The 19,564-nt window shown below is 61.0% G+C and carries 28 protein-coding genes and 1 pseudogene; 14 read left to right on the forward strand and 15 right to left on the reverse strand.

Annotated features, from left to right (window positions below; all coding sequences use genetic code 11):
• Window positions 1-11 precede the first annotated feature (11 nt).
• From RGCCGE502_RS21585 to RGCCGE502_RS21605, 5 genes are read right to left on the reverse strand one after another with little or no spacing between them, the layout of a single operon-like run.
• The gene (locus RGCCGE502_RS21585; RefSeq protein ID WP_016556322.1) at window positions 12-404 is read right to left on the reverse strand and encodes a DUF302 domain-containing protein; all 393 of its coding nucleotides are present in this window, start codon (window positions 402-404) and stop codon (window positions 12-14) included.
• A 12-nt stretch (window positions 405-416) separates the two neighbouring features.
• The gene (locus tag RGCCGE502_RS21590) at window positions 417-839 is read right to left on the reverse strand and encodes a DUF983 domain-containing protein (protein ID WP_016556323.1); all 423 of its coding nucleotides are present in this window, start codon (window positions 837-839) and stop codon (window positions 417-419) included.
• Window positions 840-868: 29 nt separating this feature from the next.
• The gene (locus RGCCGE502_RS21595; RefSeq protein ID WP_016556324.1) at window positions 869-1,333 is read right to left on the reverse strand and encodes a nuclear transport factor 2 family protein; all 465 of its coding nucleotides are present in this window, start codon (window positions 1,331-1,333) and stop codon (window positions 869-871) included.
• A 9-nt stretch (window positions 1,334-1,342) separates the two neighbouring features.
• Window positions 1,343-1,972: a pyridoxamine 5'-phosphate oxidase family protein gene (locus tag RGCCGE502_RS21600; protein ID WP_016556325.1), complete on the reverse strand. Its 630-nt coding sequence runs from the start codon at window positions 1,970-1,972 to the stop codon at window positions 1,343-1,345.
• 38 nt (window positions 1,973-2,010) lie between these two features.
• Window positions 2,011-2,979, reverse strand: coding sequence for an MBL fold metallo-hydrolase (locus RGCCGE502_RS21605; RefSeq protein WP_019280263.1), 969 nt, complete (start codon window positions 2,977-2,979; stop codon window positions 2,011-2,013).
• Between the two features lie 397 nt (window positions 2,980-3,376).
• Here RGCCGE502_RS21605 and RGCCGE502_RS21610 point away from each other — a divergent pair, with 397 nt between their 5' ends.
• The 5 genes and pseudogenes from RGCCGE502_RS21610 to RGCCGE502_RS39285 form a co-directional block, all read left to right on the forward strand.
• Complete coding sequence (locus tag RGCCGE502_RS21610) at window positions 3,377-4,201, forward strand: response regulator (RefSeq protein ID WP_016556327.1); 825 nt, start codon at window positions 3,377-3,379, stop codon at window positions 4,199-4,201.
• 34 nt (window positions 4,202-4,235) lie between these two features.
• Window positions 4,236-4,595 carry a hypothetical protein gene (locus tag RGCCGE502_RS38230; protein WP_016556328.1) on the forward strand — a complete coding sequence of 120 codons (360 nt, stop codon included), beginning with the start codon at window positions 4,236-4,238 and terminating at the stop codon, window positions 4,593-4,595.
• A gap of 510 nt (window positions 4,596-5,105) precedes the next feature.
• Window positions 5,106-5,876, forward strand: coding sequence for an alpha/beta fold hydrolase (locus RGCCGE502_RS21620; protein ID WP_016556330.1), 771 nt, complete (start codon window positions 5,106-5,108; stop codon window positions 5,874-5,876).
• A 41-nt stretch (window positions 5,877-5,917) separates the two neighbouring features.
• Complete coding sequence (locus RGCCGE502_RS21625) at window positions 5,918-6,865, forward strand: helix-turn-helix domain-containing protein (protein WP_016556331.1); 948 nt, start codon at window positions 5,918-5,920, stop codon at window positions 6,863-6,865.
• Window positions 6,866-6,897: 32 nt separating this feature from the next.
• A pseudogene (locus RGCCGE502_RS39285) lies at window positions 6,898-7,143 on the forward strand (carboxymuconolactone decarboxylase family protein); the annotation flags it as partial.
• On the opposite strand, the gene RGCCGE502_RS39290 reads toward RGCCGE502_RS39285, so the two are convergent.
• The 3 genes from RGCCGE502_RS39290 to RGCCGE502_RS38245 all read right to left on the reverse strand — a co-directional run bounded on the left by RGCCGE502_RS39290 (window position 7,109) and on the right by RGCCGE502_RS38245 (window position 8,310).
• Window positions 7,109-7,270, reverse strand: coding sequence for a hypothetical protein (locus tag RGCCGE502_RS39290; RefSeq protein ID WP_019280264.1), 162 nt, complete (start codon window positions 7,268-7,270; stop codon window positions 7,109-7,111). The pseudogene RGCCGE502_RS39285 and the gene RGCCGE502_RS39290 sit on opposite strands and share 35 nt — an antisense overlap.
• Window positions 7,271-7,289: 19 nt before the next feature.
• On the reverse strand, window positions 7,290-7,610 hold the full coding sequence (locus RGCCGE502_RS21635) for a hypothetical protein (protein WP_244441780.1): 321 nt from the start codon (window positions 7,608-7,610) through the stop codon (window positions 7,290-7,292).
• 232 nt (window positions 7,611-7,842) lie between these two features.
• On the reverse strand, window positions 7,843-8,310 hold the full coding sequence (locus tag RGCCGE502_RS38245; protein WP_244441782.1) for a DUF6130 family protein: 468 nt from the start codon (window positions 8,308-8,310) through the stop codon (window positions 7,843-7,845).
• Between RGCCGE502_RS38245 and RGCCGE502_RS39295 the strand changes: the two genes are divergently transcribed.
• Window positions 8,227-8,400: a hypothetical protein gene (locus tag RGCCGE502_RS39295; RefSeq protein ID WP_019280267.1), complete on the forward strand. Its 174-nt coding sequence runs from the start codon at window positions 8,227-8,229 to the stop codon at window positions 8,398-8,400. The genes RGCCGE502_RS38245 and RGCCGE502_RS39295 overlap by 84 nt on opposite strands.
• Window positions 8,401-8,621: 221 nt before the next feature.
• Here the strand turns inward: RGCCGE502_RS39295 and RGCCGE502_RS21640 are convergent, their stop codons facing one another.
• The 5 genes from RGCCGE502_RS21640 to RGCCGE502_RS21660 all read right to left on the reverse strand — a co-directional run bounded on the left by RGCCGE502_RS21640 (window position 8,622) and on the right by RGCCGE502_RS21660 (window position 12,996).
• Entirely contained in the window at window positions 8,622-9,005 is a 384-nt protein-coding gene (locus RGCCGE502_RS21640; RefSeq protein ID WP_016556334.1) for a response regulator transcription factor, read from the reverse strand.
• 4 nt (window positions 9,006-9,009) lie between these two features.
• Window positions 9,010-9,663 carry a response regulator transcription factor gene (locus tag RGCCGE502_RS21645; RefSeq protein ID WP_016556335.1) on the reverse strand — a complete coding sequence of 218 codons (654 nt, stop codon included), beginning with the start codon at window positions 9,661-9,663 and terminating at the stop codon, window positions 9,010-9,012.
• On the reverse strand, window positions 9,660-11,966 hold the full coding sequence (locus RGCCGE502_RS21650; protein ID WP_016556336.1) for a PAS domain-containing sensor histidine kinase: 2,307 nt from the start codon (window positions 11,964-11,966) through the stop codon (window positions 9,660-9,662). The genes RGCCGE502_RS21645 and RGCCGE502_RS21650 overlap by 4 nt, the downstream gene beginning before the upstream one ends.
• Window positions 11,967-12,035: 69 nt before the next feature.
• Window positions 12,036-12,779, reverse strand: a complete 744-nt coding sequence (locus RGCCGE502_RS21655; protein WP_016556337.1) for a CbtA family protein — start codon at window positions 12,777-12,779, stop codon at window positions 12,036-12,038.
• A gap of 10 nt (window positions 12,780-12,789) precedes the next feature.
• Complete coding sequence (locus RGCCGE502_RS21660) at window positions 12,790-12,996, reverse strand: CbtB domain-containing protein (protein WP_016556338.1); 207 nt, start codon at window positions 12,994-12,996, stop codon at window positions 12,790-12,792.
• Between the two features lie 168 nt (window positions 12,997-13,164).
• Here RGCCGE502_RS21660 and RGCCGE502_RS21665 point away from each other — a divergent pair, with 168 nt between their 5' ends.
• Genes RGCCGE502_RS21665 through RGCCGE502_RS21685 form a run of 5 tightly spaced genes read left to right on the forward strand, consistent with a single transcriptional unit; the run spans window position 13,165 to window position 15,743 of the window.
• On the forward strand, window positions 13,165-13,521 hold the full coding sequence (locus RGCCGE502_RS21665) for an SH3-like domain-containing protein (RefSeq protein WP_016556339.1): 357 nt from the start codon (window positions 13,165-13,167) through the stop codon (window positions 13,519-13,521).
• Window positions 13,508-14,182 (forward strand): nitrile hydratase subunit alpha, encoded by a 675-nt coding sequence (gene nthA / locus RGCCGE502_RS21670; protein WP_016556340.1) that lies wholly within the window; start codon window positions 13,508-13,510, stop codon window positions 14,180-14,182. Before RGCCGE502_RS21665 ends, nthA begins: the two co-directional genes overlap by 14 nt.
• Window positions 14,179-14,511 carry an SH3-like domain-containing protein gene (locus RGCCGE502_RS21675; RefSeq protein WP_016556341.1) on the forward strand — a complete coding sequence of 111 codons (333 nt, stop codon included), beginning with the start codon at window positions 14,179-14,181 and terminating at the stop codon, window positions 14,509-14,511. Before nthA ends, RGCCGE502_RS21675 begins: the two co-directional genes overlap by 4 nt.
• Window positions 14,493-15,194, forward strand: a complete 702-nt coding sequence (locus RGCCGE502_RS21680) for an aquaporin (RefSeq protein WP_016556342.1) — start codon at window positions 14,493-14,495, stop codon at window positions 15,192-15,194. The genes RGCCGE502_RS21675 and RGCCGE502_RS21680 overlap by 19 nt, the downstream gene beginning before the upstream one ends.
• Before the next feature lie 30 nt (window positions 15,195-15,224).
• Window positions 15,225-15,743 (forward strand): cytochrome P460 family protein, encoded by a 519-nt coding sequence (locus RGCCGE502_RS21685; RefSeq protein ID WP_016556343.1) that lies wholly within the window; start codon window positions 15,225-15,227, stop codon window positions 15,741-15,743.
• A 15-nt stretch (window positions 15,744-15,758) separates the two neighbouring features.
• Here RGCCGE502_RS21685 and RGCCGE502_RS38250 read toward each other — a convergent pair whose 3' ends face one another.
• A complete protein-coding gene (locus RGCCGE502_RS38250) occupies window positions 15,759-16,016 on the reverse strand; it encodes a hypothetical protein (protein WP_016556344.1) in 258 nt (85 codons plus the stop codon).
• Window positions 16,017-16,158: 142 nt separating this feature from the next.
• Between RGCCGE502_RS38250 and RGCCGE502_RS21695 the strand changes: the two genes are divergently transcribed.
• The 3 genes from RGCCGE502_RS21695 (at window position 16,159) to RGCCGE502_RS21705 (ending at window position 18,371) form a co-directional block, all read left to right on the forward strand.
• Window positions 16,159-16,392 carry a DUF6894 family protein gene (locus tag RGCCGE502_RS21695; protein ID WP_016556345.1) on the forward strand — a complete coding sequence of 78 codons (234 nt, stop codon included), beginning with the start codon at window positions 16,159-16,161 and terminating at the stop codon, window positions 16,390-16,392.
• A gap of 81 nt (window positions 16,393-16,473) precedes the next feature.
• Entirely contained in the window at window positions 16,474-16,764 is a 291-nt protein-coding gene (locus tag RGCCGE502_RS21700; protein WP_016556346.1) for an ArsR/SmtB family transcription factor, read from the forward strand.
• Between the two features lie 71 nt (window positions 16,765-16,835).
• Entirely contained in the window at window positions 16,836-18,371 is a 1,536-nt protein-coding gene (locus tag RGCCGE502_RS21705) for an aldehyde dehydrogenase (NADP(+)) (protein ID WP_016556347.1), read from the forward strand.
• A 276-nt stretch (window positions 18,372-18,647) separates the two neighbouring features.
• Here the strand turns inward: RGCCGE502_RS21705 and RGCCGE502_RS21710 are convergent, their stop codons facing one another.
• On the reverse strand, window positions 18,648-19,340 hold the full coding sequence (locus RGCCGE502_RS21710) for a DUF599 domain-containing protein (protein WP_016556348.1): 693 nt from the start codon (window positions 19,338-19,340) through the stop codon (window positions 18,648-18,650).
• Window positions 19,341-19,564 lie beyond the last annotated feature (224 nt).

Consider the following 19,564-nt stretch of genomic DNA (forward strand, 5'->3'; position numbering starts at 1 on the left):
TAATCGTCAGATCAGCGGCAGCTCGAAATGCAGCCCGCCTCGGCTATCGTCCGTTGGGCGCTGTCGAAGCGTGCCGCGTCCGGGCCTTTCACGCCGAGGGCTTCGAACATCTCCGCCAGGGGGTGGTATGCAATCGCGGCACGGTCTCCGGGAAGCTCCCTGATGAGAAGGCGCAGTGGTAGGTCAAGAGCCGTCAAGGGCGCGTCCGTCATCACTGGTGTGCCGACCTTCGGGCTGCCGTAGATCAGAACGCGCGTCTCCGGCATCGACAGCCCGTTTTCGCGAGCCGCATCCGCATGATCGATTTCCGCGAAGATGGTCAATCCGGCTTTTCCGATGGCAATCTTGATCGCCTCCAGCGCCTCGTCGAAAGTATGCGTCGAACGGTGTTCGATCGGCTTCATGAAAGACCTCCTCTAGTCGGCGTTGATGTCGTCACCCTTGGACAGCACGCCTTCCTGGGCCTTGTAGAAATACTGGGAGGCGACCAGCCATCCCTTCAGCGGCCGAAGCGGCGGGATACAGGTCGCGAGCAGGAATGGTCCGGTTACAAAGATCTGGGTCCAGATCGACGCGTGGTGCGCGACTTCGAGCCATACCGACAGGAGGACAGTCGGAATGCAGGCGAAGCAAATGACGAAGAAGGCCGGGCCATCGGCCGGATCGGCGAAGGAATAGTCGAGGCCGCAGATTTCGCAGCTTGGGCGGAGCGTCAGGAACCCCTTGAATAGATGCCCCTTGCCGCATCGGGGACAAAGGCCGCGAACGCCTGTCTGTATAGGCGAGAGCGGAGGGTAGTTGTCGTTCGTGAGTGTGTCGTCATGCAGACGCTTGGACATCGTTCCCTCCATATCTCGGCTTGCGGGCGCTAGAACCCGTAGTGGCTCAGCCCCCAATGGCCGTCCGGGCGGCGACCGAGCGGCCACTTGAAGGTGCGGTCCTCGTCCTTGATCGGATGTTCATTGATGCTGGCGTGACGGTATTTCATCAGTCCATCGGCATCGAATTCCCAATTCTCGTTGCCGTAGGCTCTGAACCAGGTTCCGCTGTCGTCGTGGTGCTCGTAGGCGAAGCGGACGGCGATGCGGTTTCCGGAAAACGCCCAAAGCTCCTTGATCAGCCGATAGTCGAGTTCCCTCGCCCATTTGCGAGCCAGGAATGCCTCGATAGCCGGACGACCGACCACGAACTCCGCGCGGTTTCGCCAGCGGCTGTCTACCGTATAGGCGAGCGCGACCTTCGCAGGATCGCGCGTGTTCCAGCCGTCCTCGGCAAGCCGGACCTTCTCGGTCGCGGACTGAAGGGTGAATGGTGGCAGTGGTGGGCGGGTCATTTGTCGTCCCTATCCATGATTGTTGGCAGCCGCTTTGAGTGCGGCGACTTCGGCTTCCAGTTCCCTGATGCGAGCGTCTCTGGTCTCGATTGCCTTGAGCACCTCGTCGGCCTCGAACCGCAGCGGAATATGCTGCGGGCAGTTCGCATCCCATGCCGTCACCTTGAAGAGCATGACCTGCTCCGGTCTAGCGGCGTAGCCTTCGGGCATCAGTCGCTTGATCAGCTCGTCATCGCATTCGACGACTTTCGCGGTGCCCCAGATCTTCACCCGCGATCGGCTGCCGTAGTCGATGAGGAACAGGTGCGCCTTGTCGTTTTCGACCAGATTGCCTTGCGAGATGAACTGCCGATTTCCCACAAAGTCGACGAAGCCGACCGTCGTCTCGTCGATGACACGCAGAAAGCCCGGCGGGCCGCCGCGGTGCTGGACGTACGGCTGGCCCTGGGAATTCACGGTGGCGAGGAAGATGCTGATCTGCTTCTCGATGTAGCCCTTGAGTTCCGGGGTGATGGTTGTCGCCCATCCACCGCGCTCTTCCATCCTCGAATACGAGCGTCGAGATCCCTTTCGCTCCTGGATCGCCTTCACGCTTGTCGTGAAGGCGATGTCGCTCGAAACCTGGTGCGCGGTGTCCATCGTCGCCCTCCTCCGGCAGCCTTTTGGCGAGAATGCCTTCAGACGCCTTCGTACACAACACGCGTGAAGAGCGCCGGAGGGATCACCCACTGGCCGAATTTGGCGTCCCATTGCTTGGTCGGGTTGGCAGCGATGGTTTCCTCGACGGAGCGGCCAGCCTTTTTCATCTTGGCCACATTCTCCCTGGCGCCGACGAGCATGTCGAGCCAGACCTTGATGTCTTCGCGGTTCGCGATGTCGCCGTGACCGGGGATGACGATGGTCTTTTTGTCGATCATCTTGATGTTCGCTTCGGCCGCGGCAATCTGGCCGTCGATGCTGCCGCCCGTCGAAGAGTCGATGAAGGGGTACAGCCCGGTCCAGAGCGTGTCGCCGACGTGGATTACGTTGTCCTCCTCGAAGAAGACCGAGATGTCGCTGTCGGTGTGGGCGGGGCCGTAGTATCTGAGCCTGATGGTCTTGCCATCCAGCTTCAGCGTTTCCTCGTCGCCCTTCATGAGACGGGTCGGCAGCGCGCCCTTCGGGGACGGCGGGAAGTCGAAGTTCCAGTCTTCGACGCGGGTGGCTGCTTCGAGACGCTTAAGGGTGTTCGGATGCGCCATGATGGCGGCGCCTTCCGAGTTGAGCCACTCGTTGCCGTCGGTATGGTCGAAGTGCCAATGGGTATCTATCAGATGCGTGATCGGTTCCGGCCCGATATCGGCCAGAGCCTTTTCCAGACGTGGCCGCGTGGCGGTTATCCCGGCATCAACCAGGAGCTTGCCGTCCTTGCCAGTTACGACGGCCACGTTGCCGCCCGATCCCCCGAGGACGTTCACGCCACCGCGCAGCTTGGTGGTCGCGATTTCGGCCTTGGCCGCAGCCTCGCGGATGATCAGGACCTGGCTCTTGGCGGCGGCAAAGGCTTCGCGAGGCGTCAGCCAAGCACCTGTGGCAGCAATCGTCGCGCCGCCAAGGCAGCAAAGGCAGAAACCGCGTCTTGATAATGCGTAGTCGTGCTTGGTCATCACCCGCTCCATTGGTCGACTGCGTGCCTGAAGAAGTGCCACCACGCTGGGAGGAAGCGTGGTGGCGACCTCGATCCAAATCCGGCCGAGCTTTGATCGAGGGAAGCTGATCGGTTGACCAATACTCCCACCCGCCGACGATCACGAGGTAGTTGTCGTGAAGCCCGGTGAGATCCCGTGAGATGCCCGAAAGACCTCCCGAAAACCTAGACTATGGTCGAGTCCAGATCGACCTTGGCCGTGTTCCACCGACAAGAGTCGGATTGTTCGTGACTGCCGGCGGAGCTACGGTCCCCACGCGATCATATTCATGTCGATGCCTCCGCCGGGGAAAGGACGATGCGAACTTCGCATCCCCGTCATGCGGCGACATCCGCAGCCGACTGGGGAGTCAGCCATGCAAGGTCCGTTCGCGAATTCGACGAACCGTCCGACGTCTCGGGACGTACAACCACCGCACCATGAGACCCCGCGCGAAGCAGGCGACGACACCATCCACTTCGGCCGCTTCTGCGCCGTCCCCCACTCGAGACAGCTCCTCATGGACGGCAGACCCCGCGAGATCGGTGGACGCGCGTTCGATCTACTCATGGTTCTCCTCCGCTCTAACGGTGGCATCGTGAGCAAGGAAGAGATCTTTGACGAGGTCTGGCCGTCGATGGTCGTAGAGGAGTGCAACCTCCGTTTCCAGATCGGCTCGCTTCGTAGGGCGCTGGACGACCACGGGGATATAATCAAGACTATCGTTCGCCGCGGATACATGCTCGTTCGGGATGATACAGTGCCGGAAGGCGGCGTCGCCCCTTCCCTTGGCATCGCACCGCAGTCGAAAATCGACATCGTAGAGAAGGTCGACAAGGACAAGCCGTACATAGTCCTGATCGACGACGATGATGGCGTCCGACGCGCTATCACCGGGCTTCTCAGATCGGTCGGCCACTCCGTGGGATCGTTCCCCTCGGTCAAGGCGTATGAAGAGAGCGATAGTGTGCATCGCGCGGACTGCCTGATACTCGACGTGGGGCTTCCGGGACAAAACGGTCTGGATTTCCAGGCCGAACTCATGAAGTCTGGCCTTCGTCAGCGGATCGTCTTCATCAGCGGCAACGCGGACATTCCGATGTCAGTTCGCGCCATGAAGGCTGGCGCAGTAGAATTCCTGACGAAGCCGGTTCGGCATCAGGATCTGCTGTCTGCGGTGGATCTGGCGATCAACGCCTGACCCAGTTTCTCCCACCGCTTTCACGTAGCCAGCCATGACGGAGATCGGCGCACCAAATCCGAGGACAACCACGTTCATCGGTGGCAGCGAGGGCGAATGGGCTGTCACTTCGCAGCGCATGCTCCTTGGGCCGCCAATTGCTGCGGTCTCGCGGGTGGCCATGGTATCGGGAAATAGCCCCGCAGCACCCGACGCCGCCTGGATCCTGCGCGGCGTCGCCACCAACGATCGATACACGATGAGTGACGAAAAGACTTCACTACTCGAAAGGCAGGCTCCGATCGGCCGCCCGGAAGCAACACGAGCTGCTCTTATCCTCCTGAAAAAGACCCCCGACTGGTGGGCCATGACGCAAGACGAGCGCCGCGCTGTTCTCGAAGAGCACATCACATAGCGATCGGCCTACGCTACCTTCCTGCTGTCGCCCGTCGACTGCTTCACTGCCGCGACCTGGAAGCTGCGGCGCCGTTTGATTTCCAAGGATTTCTTGACTTTGCACCTGCCGACGAGCCTGCATTCGATGACATGTTGGGCCAGCTCAGATCGACCAAGGAATGGAGCTTCATGGAACGGGAGATCGACATCCGCTTGGTCAGGCCATTGGGTGAGACCCAACTCAGGATCGCATGATCGGAAGTGTCGACGGCGCCGGAGCGCGTTGGTTACGCTGATCGAATTTTCGAAAGAAGCCACGATACCGGCGGCATTGCAGGGGATGACCTGCAGTGCCTTCTCTTGCGTTTGGACGAAGTGATGCTCGGCAGAGCGAGATCCTCCCGCAACCCAACATCGTCTCACGCCCATTCCCGACATCTCACACTATCTCTGCGCCGCAAGATGTAGCGTCACCTCAATGAAAGTGCCTAGGGACGTTCGGATCCCGGCGCTCAAAGAGGTGACATCCATGAAGAAGTTCCTTTCAGGCTCTGCAATGTTGGCAGCACTCCTGCTAGGCGGATCAGCGCTCGCCGCCTCCAAACCGACAGTGGTCCTTGTGCACGGCGCCTTCGCCGAGTCCGCGAGCTGGGACGGCGTGGCTGCAAAACTACTTAAGGAGGGCTATCCGGTCGTGGCTGTCGCCAATCCTCTGCGTGGCCTGAAATACGACTCCGATTACGTCAGCGAGGTGGTGAAGTCGATCAAGGGCCCGATCGTCCTCGTCGGTCACTCGTATGGTGGGTCGGTTATCAGCGACGTCGCGATCAAGGATACCGGGATCAAGTCGCTGGTCTTCGTGTCCGGCCTTGCTCCTGAGAAGGGCGAGAGCGTCAGCGAGCTGGGCAAGAAGTTCCCCGGCGGCACTCTGGGCGGCACGCTTGCACCGCCCGTCCTTCAGCCGGATGGCAAGCACGACCTCTACATCGATCAGAGCAAGTTCTGGAAACAGTTCGCCGCCGACGTCCCGAAGGACAAGGCAGCGCTGATGGGAGCCGAGCAGCGCCCGATCGCGGCAGAAGCCTTCGAAGAGCCCTCGACAGAACCCGCATGGAAGTCCCTGCCCTCGCACTTCATCTACGGCTCCGAGGACAAGAACCTTCCTCCCGCACTGCATGCCTTCATGGCCAAGCGCGCCAACGCGAAGGAAGCGGTCGAGGTCAAGGGATCGTCCCACGTCGTGATGATCTCGCACCCCGACAAGGTCGCAGCGATGATCGAGCGAGCCGCCGCCGACTAGACGCATCGTCCCCGCAGAGCAACTACAAACAGGAGCATGACATGCACCCCGATATCGCCATCAAGGTGAGCCTGGGCATGACAGGCGACGTCTTCGAAACGTTCGACGACTGCCTGCATGTCGAGCACTACCAAGTCGCTGACCCCAACATCTTCCTGGCGAAACTCACCCGCGAGAATGGAAGCCGCGCGATCAACACTTCGCTCAGCGCTGGAGCTGGCACATTCATTCTTGCGGACCGGGATTCCGAGCTTCGCCTCGAGCAGAAAGGCTGCGTCCTCTACCAGGGCGTTCTGGTCGAGGACAGCATCGCCTTCATCGAAGGCTCCGATCCCATTTCCGTGGAGCTCCAGTCAGATGCTTGCCTGTACGTCCTCACGTTCCTGCGCGAACGGCACTCCTGGCCTTGCCCGGTCATCGGCGGCCGCTTCAACATTCGTGACGAGCGTCTCTCGGAACTGATCGATGACGTGTCGGAAAGCTCAGCGGCGCGAAGAAGCGACCTTGCGCGCGAATTCTCGACACGGGCATTCGAGCGCTATCAGTCCCTGCCCCGCGTGCATCCCCTGTCCACCTGGCGGCTGAACCGAGTGCGGCGGCATGCAGAAGCGAGGCTCGACCAGCGCCTGACCCTCGAACAGCTGGCGGACGTAGCGGGCTTCTCGCGCGCGCACTTCGCCGCCACCTTCAAGGCGGCCACCTCGATGAGCGCACATGAATTCCTACTGCGGCTCCGCATCCAGGAAGCCGCCAAGCTGCTGCTGGGAACGGATCTCCCACTCGTGGACATCGCCCTGCAATGCGGGTTCCAGAACCAACCCCATTTCACGACGGTCTTCAAGAAGATGACCTCCGCCACCCCGCGCAGATGGCGCAACGCTCGCCGCGGCCTTCCCACGCCTTCGGTCCCGGGGCTTCGTCGACGCAATGCCACGACCATCGATCTTCCGGTCATCGACCCGGATCGTCCATCCCACGAGCTGCACTAGCGGCACCCAACCCTTTCTTGAGCAGTCCTGAGATGACACGCGTAACCCTGCATCCTTCGATCGAAGCGGCGCCCGAGGCTGCTCGCCCGACACTCGAGGCGATCAAGAAGCAAATGGGCGGCGTCCCGAACGTCTTCAGAATGATGGCAAACAGTCCGGCAGTCCTCTAAGCCTATTCGTCACTTAACGGCGCGCTCGGCAGGGGCAAGCTGGACAAGAAGATCCGCGAGCGGATCGCGCTTGCTATCGCCCAGAAAAACGGGTGCCGCTATTGCCTCGAATTTTTTCACCCGCCTTTATGTCGCGATGTGCCACGAAGTAGCCGCGGTGATCCGGTGCGTTCTCGTGTCCAGCCTTCTCGTTTTCGAAAATGCAGATCTCGCCGAGCTTTGGTTCGTAGGCCAATTTGTTTCCTTAGGCTGCCTCAATGAAGGATACGAGACTGGTGCTCTGAAGACACCTCAGGTTCGTCGGATTCGTCCGAAACGCCCTCGAACCTTTCGGAAAGGCTCGCGACGTAGCTGATGCCCTGCTCTAGCAGGATCTGCGCGGCCCGAAGCATGTCCGTCGAAGCTTCGATGCCGCATCCTCGGATCGAGCATGCGAGATAGGTCGCATTTCGGGCGGATTTCAGGTCACCTCGTTCGCCAGCATCCTCGGCGACGCTTTCCAGGGCGCTCACCACGAGCGTCATCATGTCTGCTCTTTCACTGGGCGACATCTCAATCAATGTTCTTCCTGTCATGATAGCCATCCATTCGTGCGCGAGCAGGCGCGCGCGGGCGCTGCTGGCGATCTAATCGGTTCTTTGGGAACAGTCTTGGACGTATTCGTCCGTCGTCGTCACAGTTGGCGATCGAGGAAGAGACCCGCAAGGCCGCGATCCATGCCAAGATGACAACGGAGACCTGCGTGACTTGATCGTCTCGGGGAATGCTAGTCGTCTGAGAAGCGGCGCGGCGGAGGAGCCTGGCGCCTCAGCGCAGCCTCGATGTCAACGGCCAGCTTGGCACTCCTAATGTGGAGTTCCGCGGCGGTCGGCTCGGGCGACAGGAGCACGCTTTCCGTTGATTGAAGAGCGCCGGCGGCGACGGGGTCTCGCAACTGAACGTCCTGCTGCGGTATGGCGATCTCCCGACGGTTCGATTTGCGGAAAGAGGCCCCCGCCGGGGAAAGAGCGAGGGCCTCTCATGAGGTGATCGCGGCCTTAGCGAGGAGACGGCCTTGCGGTAGGGGCTGAGTTGAACGCTGCGATCGCCTTGGGAGTTATGAAGTTCTTCAATCTGCGTTCGGGACGACGAACTCGATCGTCTCCGAGGTAATGACCGATTCATTGGATCCGCAAGCGCGATGAGAATCCGATGTCGGCCGGGCTTCAGCCCGACCACGATGAGCGTCTGGCCGCTGGCGTCGACGAAGTGCCATGGCAGATGGTCGACCGTGATGTGAAAATGGCCTATCCTCGGCGAGACATCGAGGGCACCCACGCCAAATACCGGGAACGACGCGAATGTTCTTCGTCCGGTACTGGATGAACACGCGCCCGTGTGCCGCGGTGCCGCTTCATTCTCAATCGCGATCAAGGGCGACGGGCCTTTGACGTCTCGGGCACGCAAAGCTTCAGACTGGCGTCGGCCATGGCGGTCTCCGAAATCTCCGGACCTGTGATTGCGACTTGTTCGTGCTGCGGCCCTTAAGTGGCTACGAGATTGCGTCTGTGATTGCCCAGAGTCGAGCAAGATGCGGTGAGGTGCCGTTAGGAGGCGTTTGCCAGCGCAGTCCGAACCGCCTGCAGCAGTTCGCTCGGGCTGACAGGCTTCAGGAAGACCTTCATGGCACCCGAGCTTCGTGCGCGGTCGCCCGCCGCAACGTCGGTATGCGCGGTTATGAGGATGGAGGGAATGACGACGGACATCCCGGCAAGCCGATCCAGGAGATCGAGGCCCGAAATGCCTCCAAGCTGTATATCCGTCACGAGGCAAGTCGCCGTCTGCAATTCGTCGGAGTCAAGAAACTCCTCGGCCGAAGCAAACGATGCCGCGTTTATGCCCGATGCCCGCAGCAGTCCTCTCAAGGCGTCCCGCACGGGTTCGTCGTCCTCGACACAGACCACCAGCGAAGGCTTTGTCATCGCAATCATAGTCTCAATCCTTGGCGTGCCCGGAAGTCTCGTTCAATTCCAGCAAGTCGTAGTGCCGCACCAGCTCCGGCAGCGTCAGCACGTGCATCTTCTGCATCACGTTCCCCCGATGGAGCTTCACGGTAGCCTCGGTGATGCCGAGGGCGGCCGAGATCTGCTTGTTCTTCTGACCTTCGACAACGCGGGCCAGCACTTCCTGTTCCCGCTTCGTCAGGGATGCGAAGTCGGCTCGTGCATTGCTAGCAGCTTGCTGCTTCAATGTGGTGCGGTTGTCCAGCTTCACCGCCTTGTTCACGGCGTCGAGAAGGTCCTGCTCGCGGACGGGCTTCGTCAGGAACTCAGCCGCTCCTGCCTTCATCGCCCGCACCGCGATCGGAACGTCGGCATGGCCGCTCATGAAGATAACGGGCCGTTGGAAGCCGCCTGCCCTGACCTCCTCGAAGAACTCGATACCGCTCTGGCCGGGAAGCCGGACGTCGAGGATCATGCATCCCACGCTCGTCAACTTTGCCTTGGCCATGAAGTCGGCGGCCGAGGAGAAGGCCGTCACGTTGAACTTCATAGAGCGTAGCAGGCCGACCAGAGACTCCCGTACACCGATGTCGTCCTCGATCACCACGATATGGCAGGCGCCGTCGTCGCTTGGCTTCTGGTTCATCTGCTTTCCCCTGCAAACGGTATCGAGAATTCGAACACGGCGCCGCCTCCTGCTCTAGGCCGGGCAGACAGCGTGCCGCTGTGGGCACTGATGATCGACTTGGAAATGGCCAGACCCATCCCAGTACCCTGCTGCTTGGTGGAGAAGAATGCTTCGAAGATCCGTTCCGACGCAATGGGGTCGATCCCCTCTCCTGTGTCCTCGACCCTCACCACGACAGATCGCGAACCGTCCGCTTCGGCGGTGAGGTCGATCCTTCGCGCGCCGTCGTTGGCTCCGATAGCCTCGGCCGCATTCAGCATGAGGTTAAGAAGCACCTGCTGGAGCTGAACCTTGTCGCCTCGGATTGCCGGAATACCAGTAGAAACGGAGACGAAAACATCGATCTGGCGGATCCTGAATTCGGTGCGGAGCATCCTCAGCACATGGGAGATCACTTCCCCGATATCGACCATGTCCATCGATGGCCCTGAGTTCCGGGCCATGCTTCTGACGTTCAGCAGCACGTCGCCCGCTCTCTTTCCTTCCTCGACAAGGCGCTCGGCCGCAAGCTTGGCTTCCGCAACGTCGGGAACGTCGCGGTCGAGCCAGCTCAGACAGGTCGCGGCGTTCGTGACAATGGCCATAAGAGGTTGGTTCATCTCGTGAGCGATGGAGACGGTAACCGCGCCCATCGCCGTCAGCCTGTTCATGCGCACGATGTCTGCCTGCGCCTTTTGGAGCGCCTCCTCACTCTTCACCCGTTCCGTGATGTCGATGATGGCGCCGAACACTTCCGGTTCCTCCTCCGGGTTCGTCTCCACGCGCGTAACGCAGTGGACGTACCGGATCGACCCGTCGGGCAACAGGAGCCGATGCTCGATCTCCCAGGGCTGGCGCTCGCGAAGGCCCCTGTCGGACACCGCGGCGACCATCTCCCGGTCACTCGGATGCACTCGCTCGCTGATCATCTCGAAACTCAGCGCGATCGAGGTATCGAAACCGTAGATGTTGTATGTCTCCTCAGACCAGACGACCTCACGCTTCGACGGCTTGATCCGGTAGCTGCCGACGTGGCTAAGCTTTTGGGCTTCTGCGAGCGATGCCTGTGCGCGCTGCGCGTCTTCCAAGGAGCTCTGTATCTTCTCCTCGGCGAGGCGCGTCTCGGTCACGTCCGCGATCGTTCCGATATAGGCGCGAGGAGACTGTACCTCGTCGAGGATGAGCCGCCCACGTGCGTGTATGAACTTCACGGTGCCATCCGGAAGCAGGAACCGATGTTCGACATTCAACTCCTCGCCCTGCAAGGCCCGCTGATGGGCTTCGGCGACCATTTCCCTATCGTCCGGATGGACGCGGGCGCTGAGCGTCTCGAACGTGATCTCGTTCGCATCGAGACCGACGATGCTGGCGCATTCGGGCGAACATGTGAACACGTCCGTCGCCATGTCCCAGGACCAGGTGCCCGTCTCGATGATACGCTGGGCGACGGCCATCACCAGCTGGCTCTGTGCAAGCTCGAACTCTATGCGCTTGAGCTCGTCAATATCGGTATTGACCCCGTACCATCTAATGACGTTGCCATCGTCATCCAGCAGAGGAACAGCACGCAGAACGAACCAGCGTGCCTCGCCGTCATGCCGGAGCATTCGAGCCTCGACGCCTCCAGGCTTGGCCGAGGTGCACAGATCCGTCCAGACCTTGATGACCTTGTCGACATCGTCAGGGTGAAATGCGGATACGAAGCCGAAACCGACGGCAGTCTCGCGGGTGAGCCCGGTGTATTCGAACCACTGCTTGTTGCCGTCTTCAAATCCTCCGTCCGGCGCCCCGATCCAGGCAAGGGCTGGTATCATGTCCCACCCTAGTCTGGAGTCGTCTGCCGCCCTGGCCGCCGCATGGGCGGTGCCAATCTGGCCATGGAAATTGTTGGCGATTGCCGCGGCCGAGAATGCCGTCGCAAGCCACTCGAGGTCTTCGACCCGTGCAGGGGCCGCGCCGTCGGGCATTTCGAGATAGATCGCACCGTCATTCGAATCCGGCAGAGCGATCGGGAGGCAGACGATCGAGTGCCTGGTCCTGCCCCGCCCCGTCGATACAACCTCGCGCACCGTCGCTTCGTCTATGTCGAATGTTCCAAGCCTCCCGGACGACAACGCCACTGAAGACGTGTCTCCCATTGCAGCCACCGTGAGCTCATTGCCCCGCCCTACGATGAGGAACCCGCGCCTTGCGCCGGACATCGTGACGGCAGCGCGCATGAATGGGCCGACGTCGTGGGCGTCCGACCTGCGTGCCTCCACCGCTCCCGAGCCCTCGTCCATCAGCGACAAAGCTCCATGTCTCTTCCGCCGGGCCAGTCCGCCAATATGCTGTAACGTGGGGCACCTGAATCAGGCATTCGGAATCTCGGCGTTTGCGGAGATCCTCGATACCCGCGGGTCGAGGATACGTTTTGCGAGCTGTCCGAAGATTGCGCCAAGGCTTCCCCAGACGATCAGCTGGAGAATTGCCGACTGCGCTCGGAATGTAAATAGATGGCTTTCCGGGAAGTCGCTCGGCACTTCCGAAGTATCCGGAAGGGCAGACACGAGGATCATCGCCATCGATGCGAAGGCCAGGGCTGCGACTGGCACTGAGAACATCCCGCCGTGACTGCGCCGGATGCGGACGCCGATCCAGAAGGAAAGGGCCATCGAAACAAGGGATAGCAGGATCAGCAGGATGTAGAGTTCTGTGCGACTGCCGATCGTCTCTGCGCTTCCGATTCCAGGAGGATTGGCGGGATATTTCAGCTGCGGGACGAGAACAAGCGAGACATATGCCAATGATGCCAGCGTCCACACAGTCGATCGTGGCCCGAGGCCGAGCCGCCCGTGCAGGCATCCGAGGCCGATTGCCAGAATGCCGCCGAGCGCGACGCTGTAGCTTGCGATCCCCGTCAGCAGACCGAGATTGCGCTGAGTGGCCCGGCCGATGGTTTCCTCTTCCGCATGGCTGTGATCGGCAGCGCTCCGTTCTTCGAGAACGATGGCCCGTTCGACGGTCGGTTCGGAAAACGCCCGCGCAAAGCCGAAGGATAGGAGTGCCACGATCAAACCGGACAGCATCCCGGCACGGAGAAGTCGCTGAAGCATAGCGGCATCCTCAGTGGCAGGGAAAGCCGAGGAGGTGACGGCCGTCGTGCACGAACTCGTGGACGGCGTTCCCCTGGACGAGTGAAGTTGCGCCCTGCTCGGCCCCGACGAAATAAAGGGTCATGAGCGAGAGAAGCCCGACGAAGAGGACCCATGGAAGCAATTCGCCTGCGGTTAGCGGCACGGCAGGCGCCGGGTGAGTGATGATGTGCGTCATGGCAAGTCTCCTGAAGGATTGTGACGGTCACATCATGAGCAGGATCCCGAACGCGATCTTTCGTATTCGTTCGATGCCCGCCGCAAGTTCGAAACTCCGCCATCGCACGAATACGAAAGATCGATGCCTGTCTGGTTCGTACCCTCTTCGATAACGCAGGAGGTAGCGATGAACCCCATTCCCATACAAAGGAAGATAGAAGGCGTTGTGCCCGCCGCCGCCGACTTGCCCCGGCTCCGCGTTGGACAGCGTGTTCGGGTCGGTAACCTGACTCCAGTCGGTCACTACCGCGTCCCCACTTACCTTCGTGGCAAGGAAGCGGTGCTCGAGGCGATCATGTCTCCGAGGGCCGTCAACAACGAAGCGGAAGGGTTCGGACGGAACGCCGGATCGCTTGGCGTCTACTACAGGATCGCCGTCCCGATGACCGAAATCTGGAAGGACTACGCCGGATCGCCCGGCGACAATCTCCGCATCGAAGTATTCGAAAACTGGCTGGAGGAGGTCGACGATGACCGTCCATGAAGAACCTGACCACGACCACGATCATGGCACCGAGCACGGGCACCCGCACGCGCCGATCGAAACGACCGAGAAGCCGGGCTACTACGATATCATGGAGCAAGCATTCCAAGAACTGATGATCGAGAAGGGCTACATCGGCGCCGACGAGATTAGACACCAGATCGAGGTTCTGGACTCCCGGAACCCTGCTCTGGGCGCCAAGGTCGTCGCCCGCGCGTGGACGGACCCGGAGTTCAAATCACGCCTGCTCGAGAACGGCCGCACCGCTTGCGAGGAACTCGGCATCACCTTCTATGATCTGACGGAACTCATCGTTCTCGAGAACACCCCGAAGGTCCACAATCTCATCGTCTGCACCCTCTGTTCCTGCTACCCGCGCCCAGTCCTCGGGCTGCCACCCGACTGGTACAAAGCGAAGCCCTACCGTGCCCGCGCGGTCTACGAGCCGAGAAAGGTACTGGCGGAGTTTGGGACGATCATCCCCGACGACGTGGAGGTCAGAGTCAGCGACTCTACGGCGATCCAACGCTACCTCGTGCTTCCGATGCGCCCTCCTGGAACTAAAGGATATAGCGAGGAGCAACTCGCCGCGCTCGTCACCCGTGATGCGATGATCGGCGTGATACCCGTCAATTGTCCGACCGAAGGAATAGCGGCATGACCGGAAGCGAACAACTTCTCAAGCGACTGCCTAACGACATCGGAGGCCTCGAAGCACCTAAAATCGAACAGACCGATCACGAACTCCTCCCCTGGGAGAAACGGTGCCACGCGCTCGCCGACGTGCTCGACTTCCACAAGATCATCAACACCGAGGAGAAGCGCCGCGGCGTCGAAGCCCTGGGGTCGGAGATGGTCGGCAAGCTCACCTACTATGAGCGCTGGATCGCAGCCTTCGCGAACATCGCGTTTCAGAAGCGTCTGATCACACCAGAGGAGCTGGCCAGACAGATGTCGGACGTGGAGGACCGATGGAGAGCTCACTCCTGAAGCTCGTGCCCCCGCGCGCGTCCCGCTGCTTCGTCGAGGACGACGTCAGCGCGCCGCTGGTCAGACGGTCGCTCGCCGAAGCCGTTGGCACGATGTTGCTGATGGTCGCCGTGCTGGGCGCCGGGATCGGCGGAAAAGCTACGCCGATTTCGTCGGCCATGGCTATATCCGAAACGTTGATCGGACTGATCCTGGCTCTTGGCTCGGTGTCGGGCGGCCACTTCAACCCGGTCATCACCGTTCTTCAGTGGCGCGCGGGACAGCGCGGTCTCGAGTGCACGACCTGGTACGTGGCCGCACAGATCCTTGGAGGGACAGCAGGCGCCGTCTTGGTCGATCTCATGTTCGCGGTTCCACCAAGCCCACCGACTGGGGAGCTTCCGAATGCCGCCGCTGTCGTAAGCGAGGCACTGTCGACATTCGGGCTGATGATGGTCGTGTTCTGCAGTAGCCGTAGCACCAGCAAGATGACCGGGCCTTTCGCAGTCGGCCTCTGGCTACTGGGCGCGATCATCGCCACACCGACCGGATCCATCGCCAACCCCGCCGTCGCCATCAGCCTGCTCATGTCGCCGTCGAGCGCTTCGGTGACGGCAGTAGCCCTCTTCATTGCGGTGCAGTTTGCTGGCGGCGCATTGGCGTTGCAATGTGTCGACTTCCTCTATCCGTCCGGCGGACACTGATCGGCGCTAAGCAAGATCTCGAAGGAGAATATGATGTCGAAAACAAAGCTAGCGGTCTCAGCACTTGTCATCCTCGGCACCTCTGCTGCTGCGACCAGCGGCCTGACAGGCGACGCCTCGCCGATCTACGGAGTGAAGATTCCCGAAGAATATAGGGAATGGCGGCTGATCACAGTCGCGCACGAAGCTGGCAAGAACAACGACATCCGAGCGGTCCTCGGCAACGACATCGCGATCAAGGCATTTCGAGAAGGAACGAGGCCGTTTCCGGATGGCGCCATCATCGCGAGGCTCGCCTACGTCTACCAATCGTCTCCGGAGAACGACAAGGTCTTCCCGGCGCCGCAATCCTTCGTCGCGGGCGACCCGACCAATGTGCAGTTCTTGGTGAAGGATTCGAAGAAATACGCCGACACGGGTGGCTGGGGCTACGGTCAGTTCGAGAATGGCGTCGCTAACCCAAGCGAGCCGCTGATCAAGAGCTGCTTTGCCTGCCACGTGAAGCTCGACGCATCGAAAGACTTCGTGTTCAGCCACTATTCGCCGTGAGGCCATCATGCCGAGCTAAGGAGGTTGCCCTGAGAACGAAGTGCGTGATGACCCCTGCGGAGACGATGTCGGCGATCCGCGACATGTGGAAGTGCGGTCGCGTCGGCTGCCGCTCACTTCGCAGAGAACGGCGTGCTGCTGGTCGAGCCAGACAGGCAGGCAGTCGGTCGGGCCGCGATAGGCGACGGCTTCGTTGAACTCGCGCGGCGCCTTCGCTTCCTGGTGGTCGACGACCGCGTCGTGATCCAGCCAGGCAATATCGCCCTTCACCACGCGCGATGGACTGCCCGCTACATCATAGATGGCGCGCCCTCCACGGAAGAAGTGAGTGGAACGACCGCGGACATGCTCACTCTTCAGGCCGATGGCCGCTGGGTCGCCGTCGTCAACAACCCATGGGGAGGCGACGTCCTCGATGACTGGGTTTCACTTTCATATTCGCGTCGCGGAAGTCGTCGATCCGGACTATGAGGGCATCGAAATTCAGGCGAAAGACTGCGTCGCCGAGGCAATCGCTGTTGCCCGGCGCATCGTCGCGGAGGCAATCATGCTGGACACGTCCGTCGGGGATATGACTTTCGAGATTACGGATTGCGAGGGGAAACTGGTTGCGGAGTTGCCGTTTCGATGCTGCGCGCGGCTGCAGTGAGACCCTGATACCCCAACTTTGGCGTATTGTCCGGACCAGGGGTGGCACGTAGGCGGGCGGTCTCATATCGCGGGGCCCTCAATGATCGACAATCGAAACACAGCACGCCAATCAGCCTTGCTGACCGCGATCTGCAACGAGAGTCGGCTGAAAATCCTCTCGGTGCTCCTGGACGACGAGGTCACGGCTGGCAACCTTGCTACCGTGGTGGGTCTTAGCCAATCGGCGACGTCGCAGCACCTGGCGAAGGTTCGGCATCTAAAGCTTGTTACGGTTCGGCGCGAAGCGCAGACGCTCTGGTATTCGACTGACAATATCGCCGTGCTGACTTTGCTTGAGGAGCTTGGTCGCGAGGGCGACTGTTGCCGATAGCGAAGGCCGCCTAGGCTGAAACGAGCAGCCCAATCCCTATATCGGAACCAGCAATCTGAAAGGACGTGGTCATGACACTGAACGGAAGCCTGCTTGTTGCAGGTACGGAGAAACGCGGGACGAACGGTGAGTTCCATGGGATCGAGGCAGCGACCGGAAAGGTCCTTCCCGTCTCGTTTGGTGGTGCGTCACGCGAGGATGTCGACGCCGCTGCGGCACAAGCCTGGGAAGCCCTTGCATCGTACCGCGAAACCGATCTTGGGAGCCGAGCGTCCTTCCTTGAGACAATTGCTGCGGAGATCGAGGCGATTGGCGACGAGTTGATCGTACGCGCCATGTCGGAGACGGGCCTTCCCCGCGGAAGACTGGAAGGCGAGCGAAATCGCACGACGGGCCAGCTCCGCCTCTTTGCAAAGGAAGTCCGCGCGGGTCGCTTCCAGGAGCTGCGCTTCGATGAGGGCGATCCTTCGCGCAAGCCTGCTCCCAAGCTTGATCTGCGGCTTCGCAATATCTCGGTTGGCCCCGTCGCTGTATTCGGTGCGTCGAATTTCCCGCTCGCCTTCTCGGTCGCTGGAGGAGACACGGCATCGGCCCTCGCTGCTGGCTGCCCCGTCGTCGTGAAGGCGCATTCGGCGCATCCGGGCACCTCAGAGCTGGTGGGACGGGCCGTGCAGCGGGCTGTCGCGGCCTGCCGACTTCATCCCGGCACCTTCTCCCTACTTTTCGACACAGGCTTCGAGGTCGGCCAGCAGCTCGTCGCCGATCATCGAATTCGTGCCGTCGGCTTCACCGGGTCGCGCCGCGGCGGGACGGCCCTGATGGACATCGCATCTAAGCGGCGGCAGCCGATCCCCGTGTACGCCGAGATGAGCAGCATCAATCCCGTTATCCTGTTCCCGAACGCGCTCACCCGAAACGTCGATGGCATAGCCTCGGCGTTCGTTTCGTCGCTGATCCTCGGCGCCGGGCAGTTCTGTACGAACCCAGGCCTTCTCCTTGCCGTCGATGGGGAAGCTCTCGATGCCTTCATCGCAAGAACCACGGAGCTTCTCCCCGACGTGGCGCCCCAGGCGATGCTGACCCCGTCGATCGCAAGGAACTTCTGCGAGGGAGTAGCGCGGCTTCGTGTCCATCCGGAAGTGCGCGCCATCGCGTCGGGAAAGCCGGGTTCCGAATTCGAAGGAACGGCCGCGCTGTTCGAGACGACAGCGGAAGCCTTACTCGCTCACGAGGAGCTTCAGAACGAGGTGTTTGGCGCCGCGGGCATTATAGTTCGCTGCCGCGATCTTGCCGAACTCGAGGCGGTCATCAATGAACTCGAAGGACAGCTGACAGTCGCGCTTATCATCGACAACGACGACGAAGCCGATGCTCGCCGTTTCATTCCAAAACTGGAGATGCTCGCTGGCCGCCTCCTGGTAAACGGCTTCGGAACCGGGGTCGAAGTTTCTCCGGCAATGGTCCACGGCGGCCCCTACCCGGCCACCGCAGATGGCAGATCCACTTCGGTGGGCACGCTCGCCATCTACCGCTTCCTGCGACCTGTCTGCTACCAGGATTTTCCAGCCGGAATTCTGCCGCCTGCGCTCAGGGATCAGAATCTCTAAGGCATCCGAACCTTCGACCCTCCTGCACGTTGAGGCGCAGGAGGAGATCCCCATGGATTCCGAGAAGGAAAATTCGAAGTCCAAAAACCAAGAAGTCGCCCCAATTGGAGCGGCTTTGACTCCAGGCCTGATCCCGTTTTGGTCGCCTAAATGGAAGGGGTTTGCGGCAAGTCGCCAGTCGTCGCGAAAGCCACGCCCGGCCCCGCCCCCAATTTCAAAACCGTGACGTGAAATCATGGCATATGTTCGCTCGGCTCCAGAGATGTCGTCCCGCGGTCAGTCCAACAACCTCCGTATCGCCAAGATGCCTTTGGCGGTGTCTGACCAGGACTGGCGCCAAATCAGCAAGCCGACGCCGAGCACCGTCGCCAGGGTCAATGGGATTGGGCCAAGGAACCAAAAGGCTGCCGCCACGGTGAAGTAATAGGAGCGGACACCGACGCTGAACGATCGGAGTGCCGGGTTCAAGACCATCGTGAGCGCTTCTGTCCACGCAGTGATATCTCGCTCCTCCTGTCGAGACGGACTGGCGCCGATTGCGGCCAGGCAATAGTTCAGCTGCCGCACGGCCCAAATGAAATCGGACAGCCCCCGTAGAAGGGTGGCGATTATCAGCAGGACTTTTGTCTGGAACAGCCACGCTGGATCCTTGGCCGCGAACATCGCGATGAGGCCGTTGCCGTTGCCGTAGTTCGGTTCCATGAACAGTGCACCACTGAGACCAACGATGACGATCAGGTTCGCGGATCCGAAGAAGGACGCCGAGTTGATCGTGTGCCCCAGGATGGCGGCGTCGCCAATGAAGTTGTTGTCGCGGGTTAAGGTCTCCCGCATCCACGCAGATCGCACGCGAACCATATCGACTGAAAGGCTGTCGTTCGGCCGAGGCCAGCCCAGTGCCATCAACGGCTCGATCGCAATCCAGACCAGTATGAAAAAGGTGATCGCAGCTATATTGAGCGCGTCCATGAGGTTCCCCTGCCGAGTTTGTCGGCACCCTATCGCGCGCGTCGGTTTCCTCCAAGAGACCCACTTGCCGAAGCACTCGCCGCTATGGTTGCTCGCGCATACCTGGCATCGCCTCGCGCTGATCGGCGTCGATGAGGTCGGCCGCCACCAAGAACGCGTCCGTGTGCTCGCGAGCGACTTCTCGTAGCGCCGCCAGGCTAGCGATGTCGTCACCCTGGAGGATG

Origin of the sequence: Rhizobium grahamii CCGE 502 (assembly GCF_000298315.2) — a bacterium.
Lineage (GTDB): Bacteria > Pseudomonadota > Alphaproteobacteria > Rhizobiales > Rhizobiaceae > Rhizobium > Rhizobium grahamii.

Coding starts and splice junctions, on each gene's coding strand:
- RGCCGE502_RS21680 (WP_016556342.1), top strand. CDS start 14,493: ATGGAGAGCTCACTCCTGAAGCTCGTGCCCCCGCGCGCGTCCCGCTGC.
- RGCCGE502_RS21710 (WP_016556348.1), bottom strand. CDS start 19,340: ATGGACGCGCTCAATATAGCTGCGATCACCTTTTTCATACTGGTCTGG.
- RGCCGE502_RS21665 (WP_016556339.1), top strand. CDS start 13,165: ATGAACCCCATTCCCATACAAAGGAAGATAGAAGGCGTTGTGCCCGCC.
- RGCCGE502_RS21625 (WP_016556331.1), top strand. CDS start 5,918: ATGCACCCCGATATCGCCATCAAGGTGAGCCTGGGCATGACAGGCGAC.
- RGCCGE502_RS21700 (WP_016556346.1), top strand. CDS start 16,474: ATGATCGACAATCGAAACACAGCACGCCAATCAGCCTTGCTGACCGCG.
- RGCCGE502_RS21585 (WP_016556322.1), bottom strand. CDS start 404: ATGAAGCCGATCGAACACCGTTCGACGCATACTTTCGACGAGGCGCTG.
- RGCCGE502_RS38230 (WP_016556328.1), top strand. CDS start 4,236: ATGACGGAGATCGGCGCACCAAATCCGAGGACAACCACGTTCATCGGT.
- RGCCGE502_RS21675 (WP_016556341.1), top strand. CDS start 14,179: ATGACCGGAAGCGAACAACTTCTCAAGCGACTGCCTAACGACATCGGA.
- RGCCGE502_RS21635 (WP_244441780.1), bottom strand. CDS start 7,610: ATGACAGGAAGAACATTGATTGAGATGTCGCCCAGTGAAAGAGCAGAC.
- RGCCGE502_RS21605 (WP_019280263.1), bottom strand. CDS start 2,979: ATGACCAAGCACGACTACGCATTATCAAGACGCGGTTTCTGCCTTTGC.
- RGCCGE502_RS21600 (WP_016556325.1), bottom strand. CDS start 1,972: ATGGACACCGCGCACCAGGTTTCGAGCGACATCGCCTTCACGACAAGC.
- RGCCGE502_RS39295 (WP_019280267.1), top strand. CDS start 8,227: ATGTCGGCCGGGCTTCAGCCCGACCACGATGAGCGTCTGGCCGCTGGC.
- RGCCGE502_RS21595 (WP_016556324.1), bottom strand. CDS start 1,333: ATGACCCGCCCACCACTGCCACCATTCACCCTTCAGTCCGCGACCGAG.
- RGCCGE502_RS21590 (WP_016556323.1), bottom strand. CDS start 839: ATGTCCAAGCGTCTGCATGACGACACACTCACGAACGACAACTACCCT.
- RGCCGE502_RS21695 (WP_016556345.1), top strand. CDS start 16,159: ATGACTGGGTTTCACTTTCATATTCGCGTCGCGGAAGTCGTCGATCCG.
- RGCCGE502_RS21655 (WP_016556337.1), bottom strand. CDS start 12,779: ATGCTTCAGCGACTTCTCCGTGCCGGGATGCTGTCCGGTTTGATCGTG.
- RGCCGE502_RS21705 (WP_016556347.1), top strand. CDS start 16,836: ATGACACTGAACGGAAGCCTGCTTGTTGCAGGTACGGAGAAACGCGGG.
- RGCCGE502_RS21650 (WP_016556336.1), bottom strand. CDS start 11,966: ATGGACGAGGGCTCGGGAGCGGTGGAGGCACGCAGGTCGGACGCCCAC.
- RGCCGE502_RS21620 (WP_016556330.1), top strand. CDS start 5,106: ATGAAGAAGTTCCTTTCAGGCTCTGCAATGTTGGCAGCACTCCTGCTA.
- nthA (WP_016556340.1), top strand. CDS start 13,508: ATGACCGTCCATGAAGAACCTGACCACGACCACGATCATGGCACCGAG.
- RGCCGE502_RS21640 (WP_016556334.1), bottom strand. CDS start 9,005: ATGATTGCGATGACAAAGCCTTCGCTGGTGGTCTGTGTCGAGGACGAC.
- RGCCGE502_RS21645 (WP_016556335.1), bottom strand. CDS start 9,663: ATGAACCAGAAGCCAAGCGACGACGGCGCCTGCCATATCGTGGTGATC.
- RGCCGE502_RS21660 (WP_016556338.1), bottom strand. CDS start 12,996: ATGACGCACATCATCACTCACCCGGCGCCTGCCGTGCCGCTAACCGCA.
- RGCCGE502_RS21610 (WP_016556327.1), top strand. CDS start 3,377: ATGCAAGGTCCGTTCGCGAATTCGACGAACCGTCCGACGTCTCGGGAC.
- RGCCGE502_RS21685 (WP_016556343.1), top strand. CDS start 15,225: ATGATGTCGAAAACAAAGCTAGCGGTCTCAGCACTTGTCATCCTCGGC.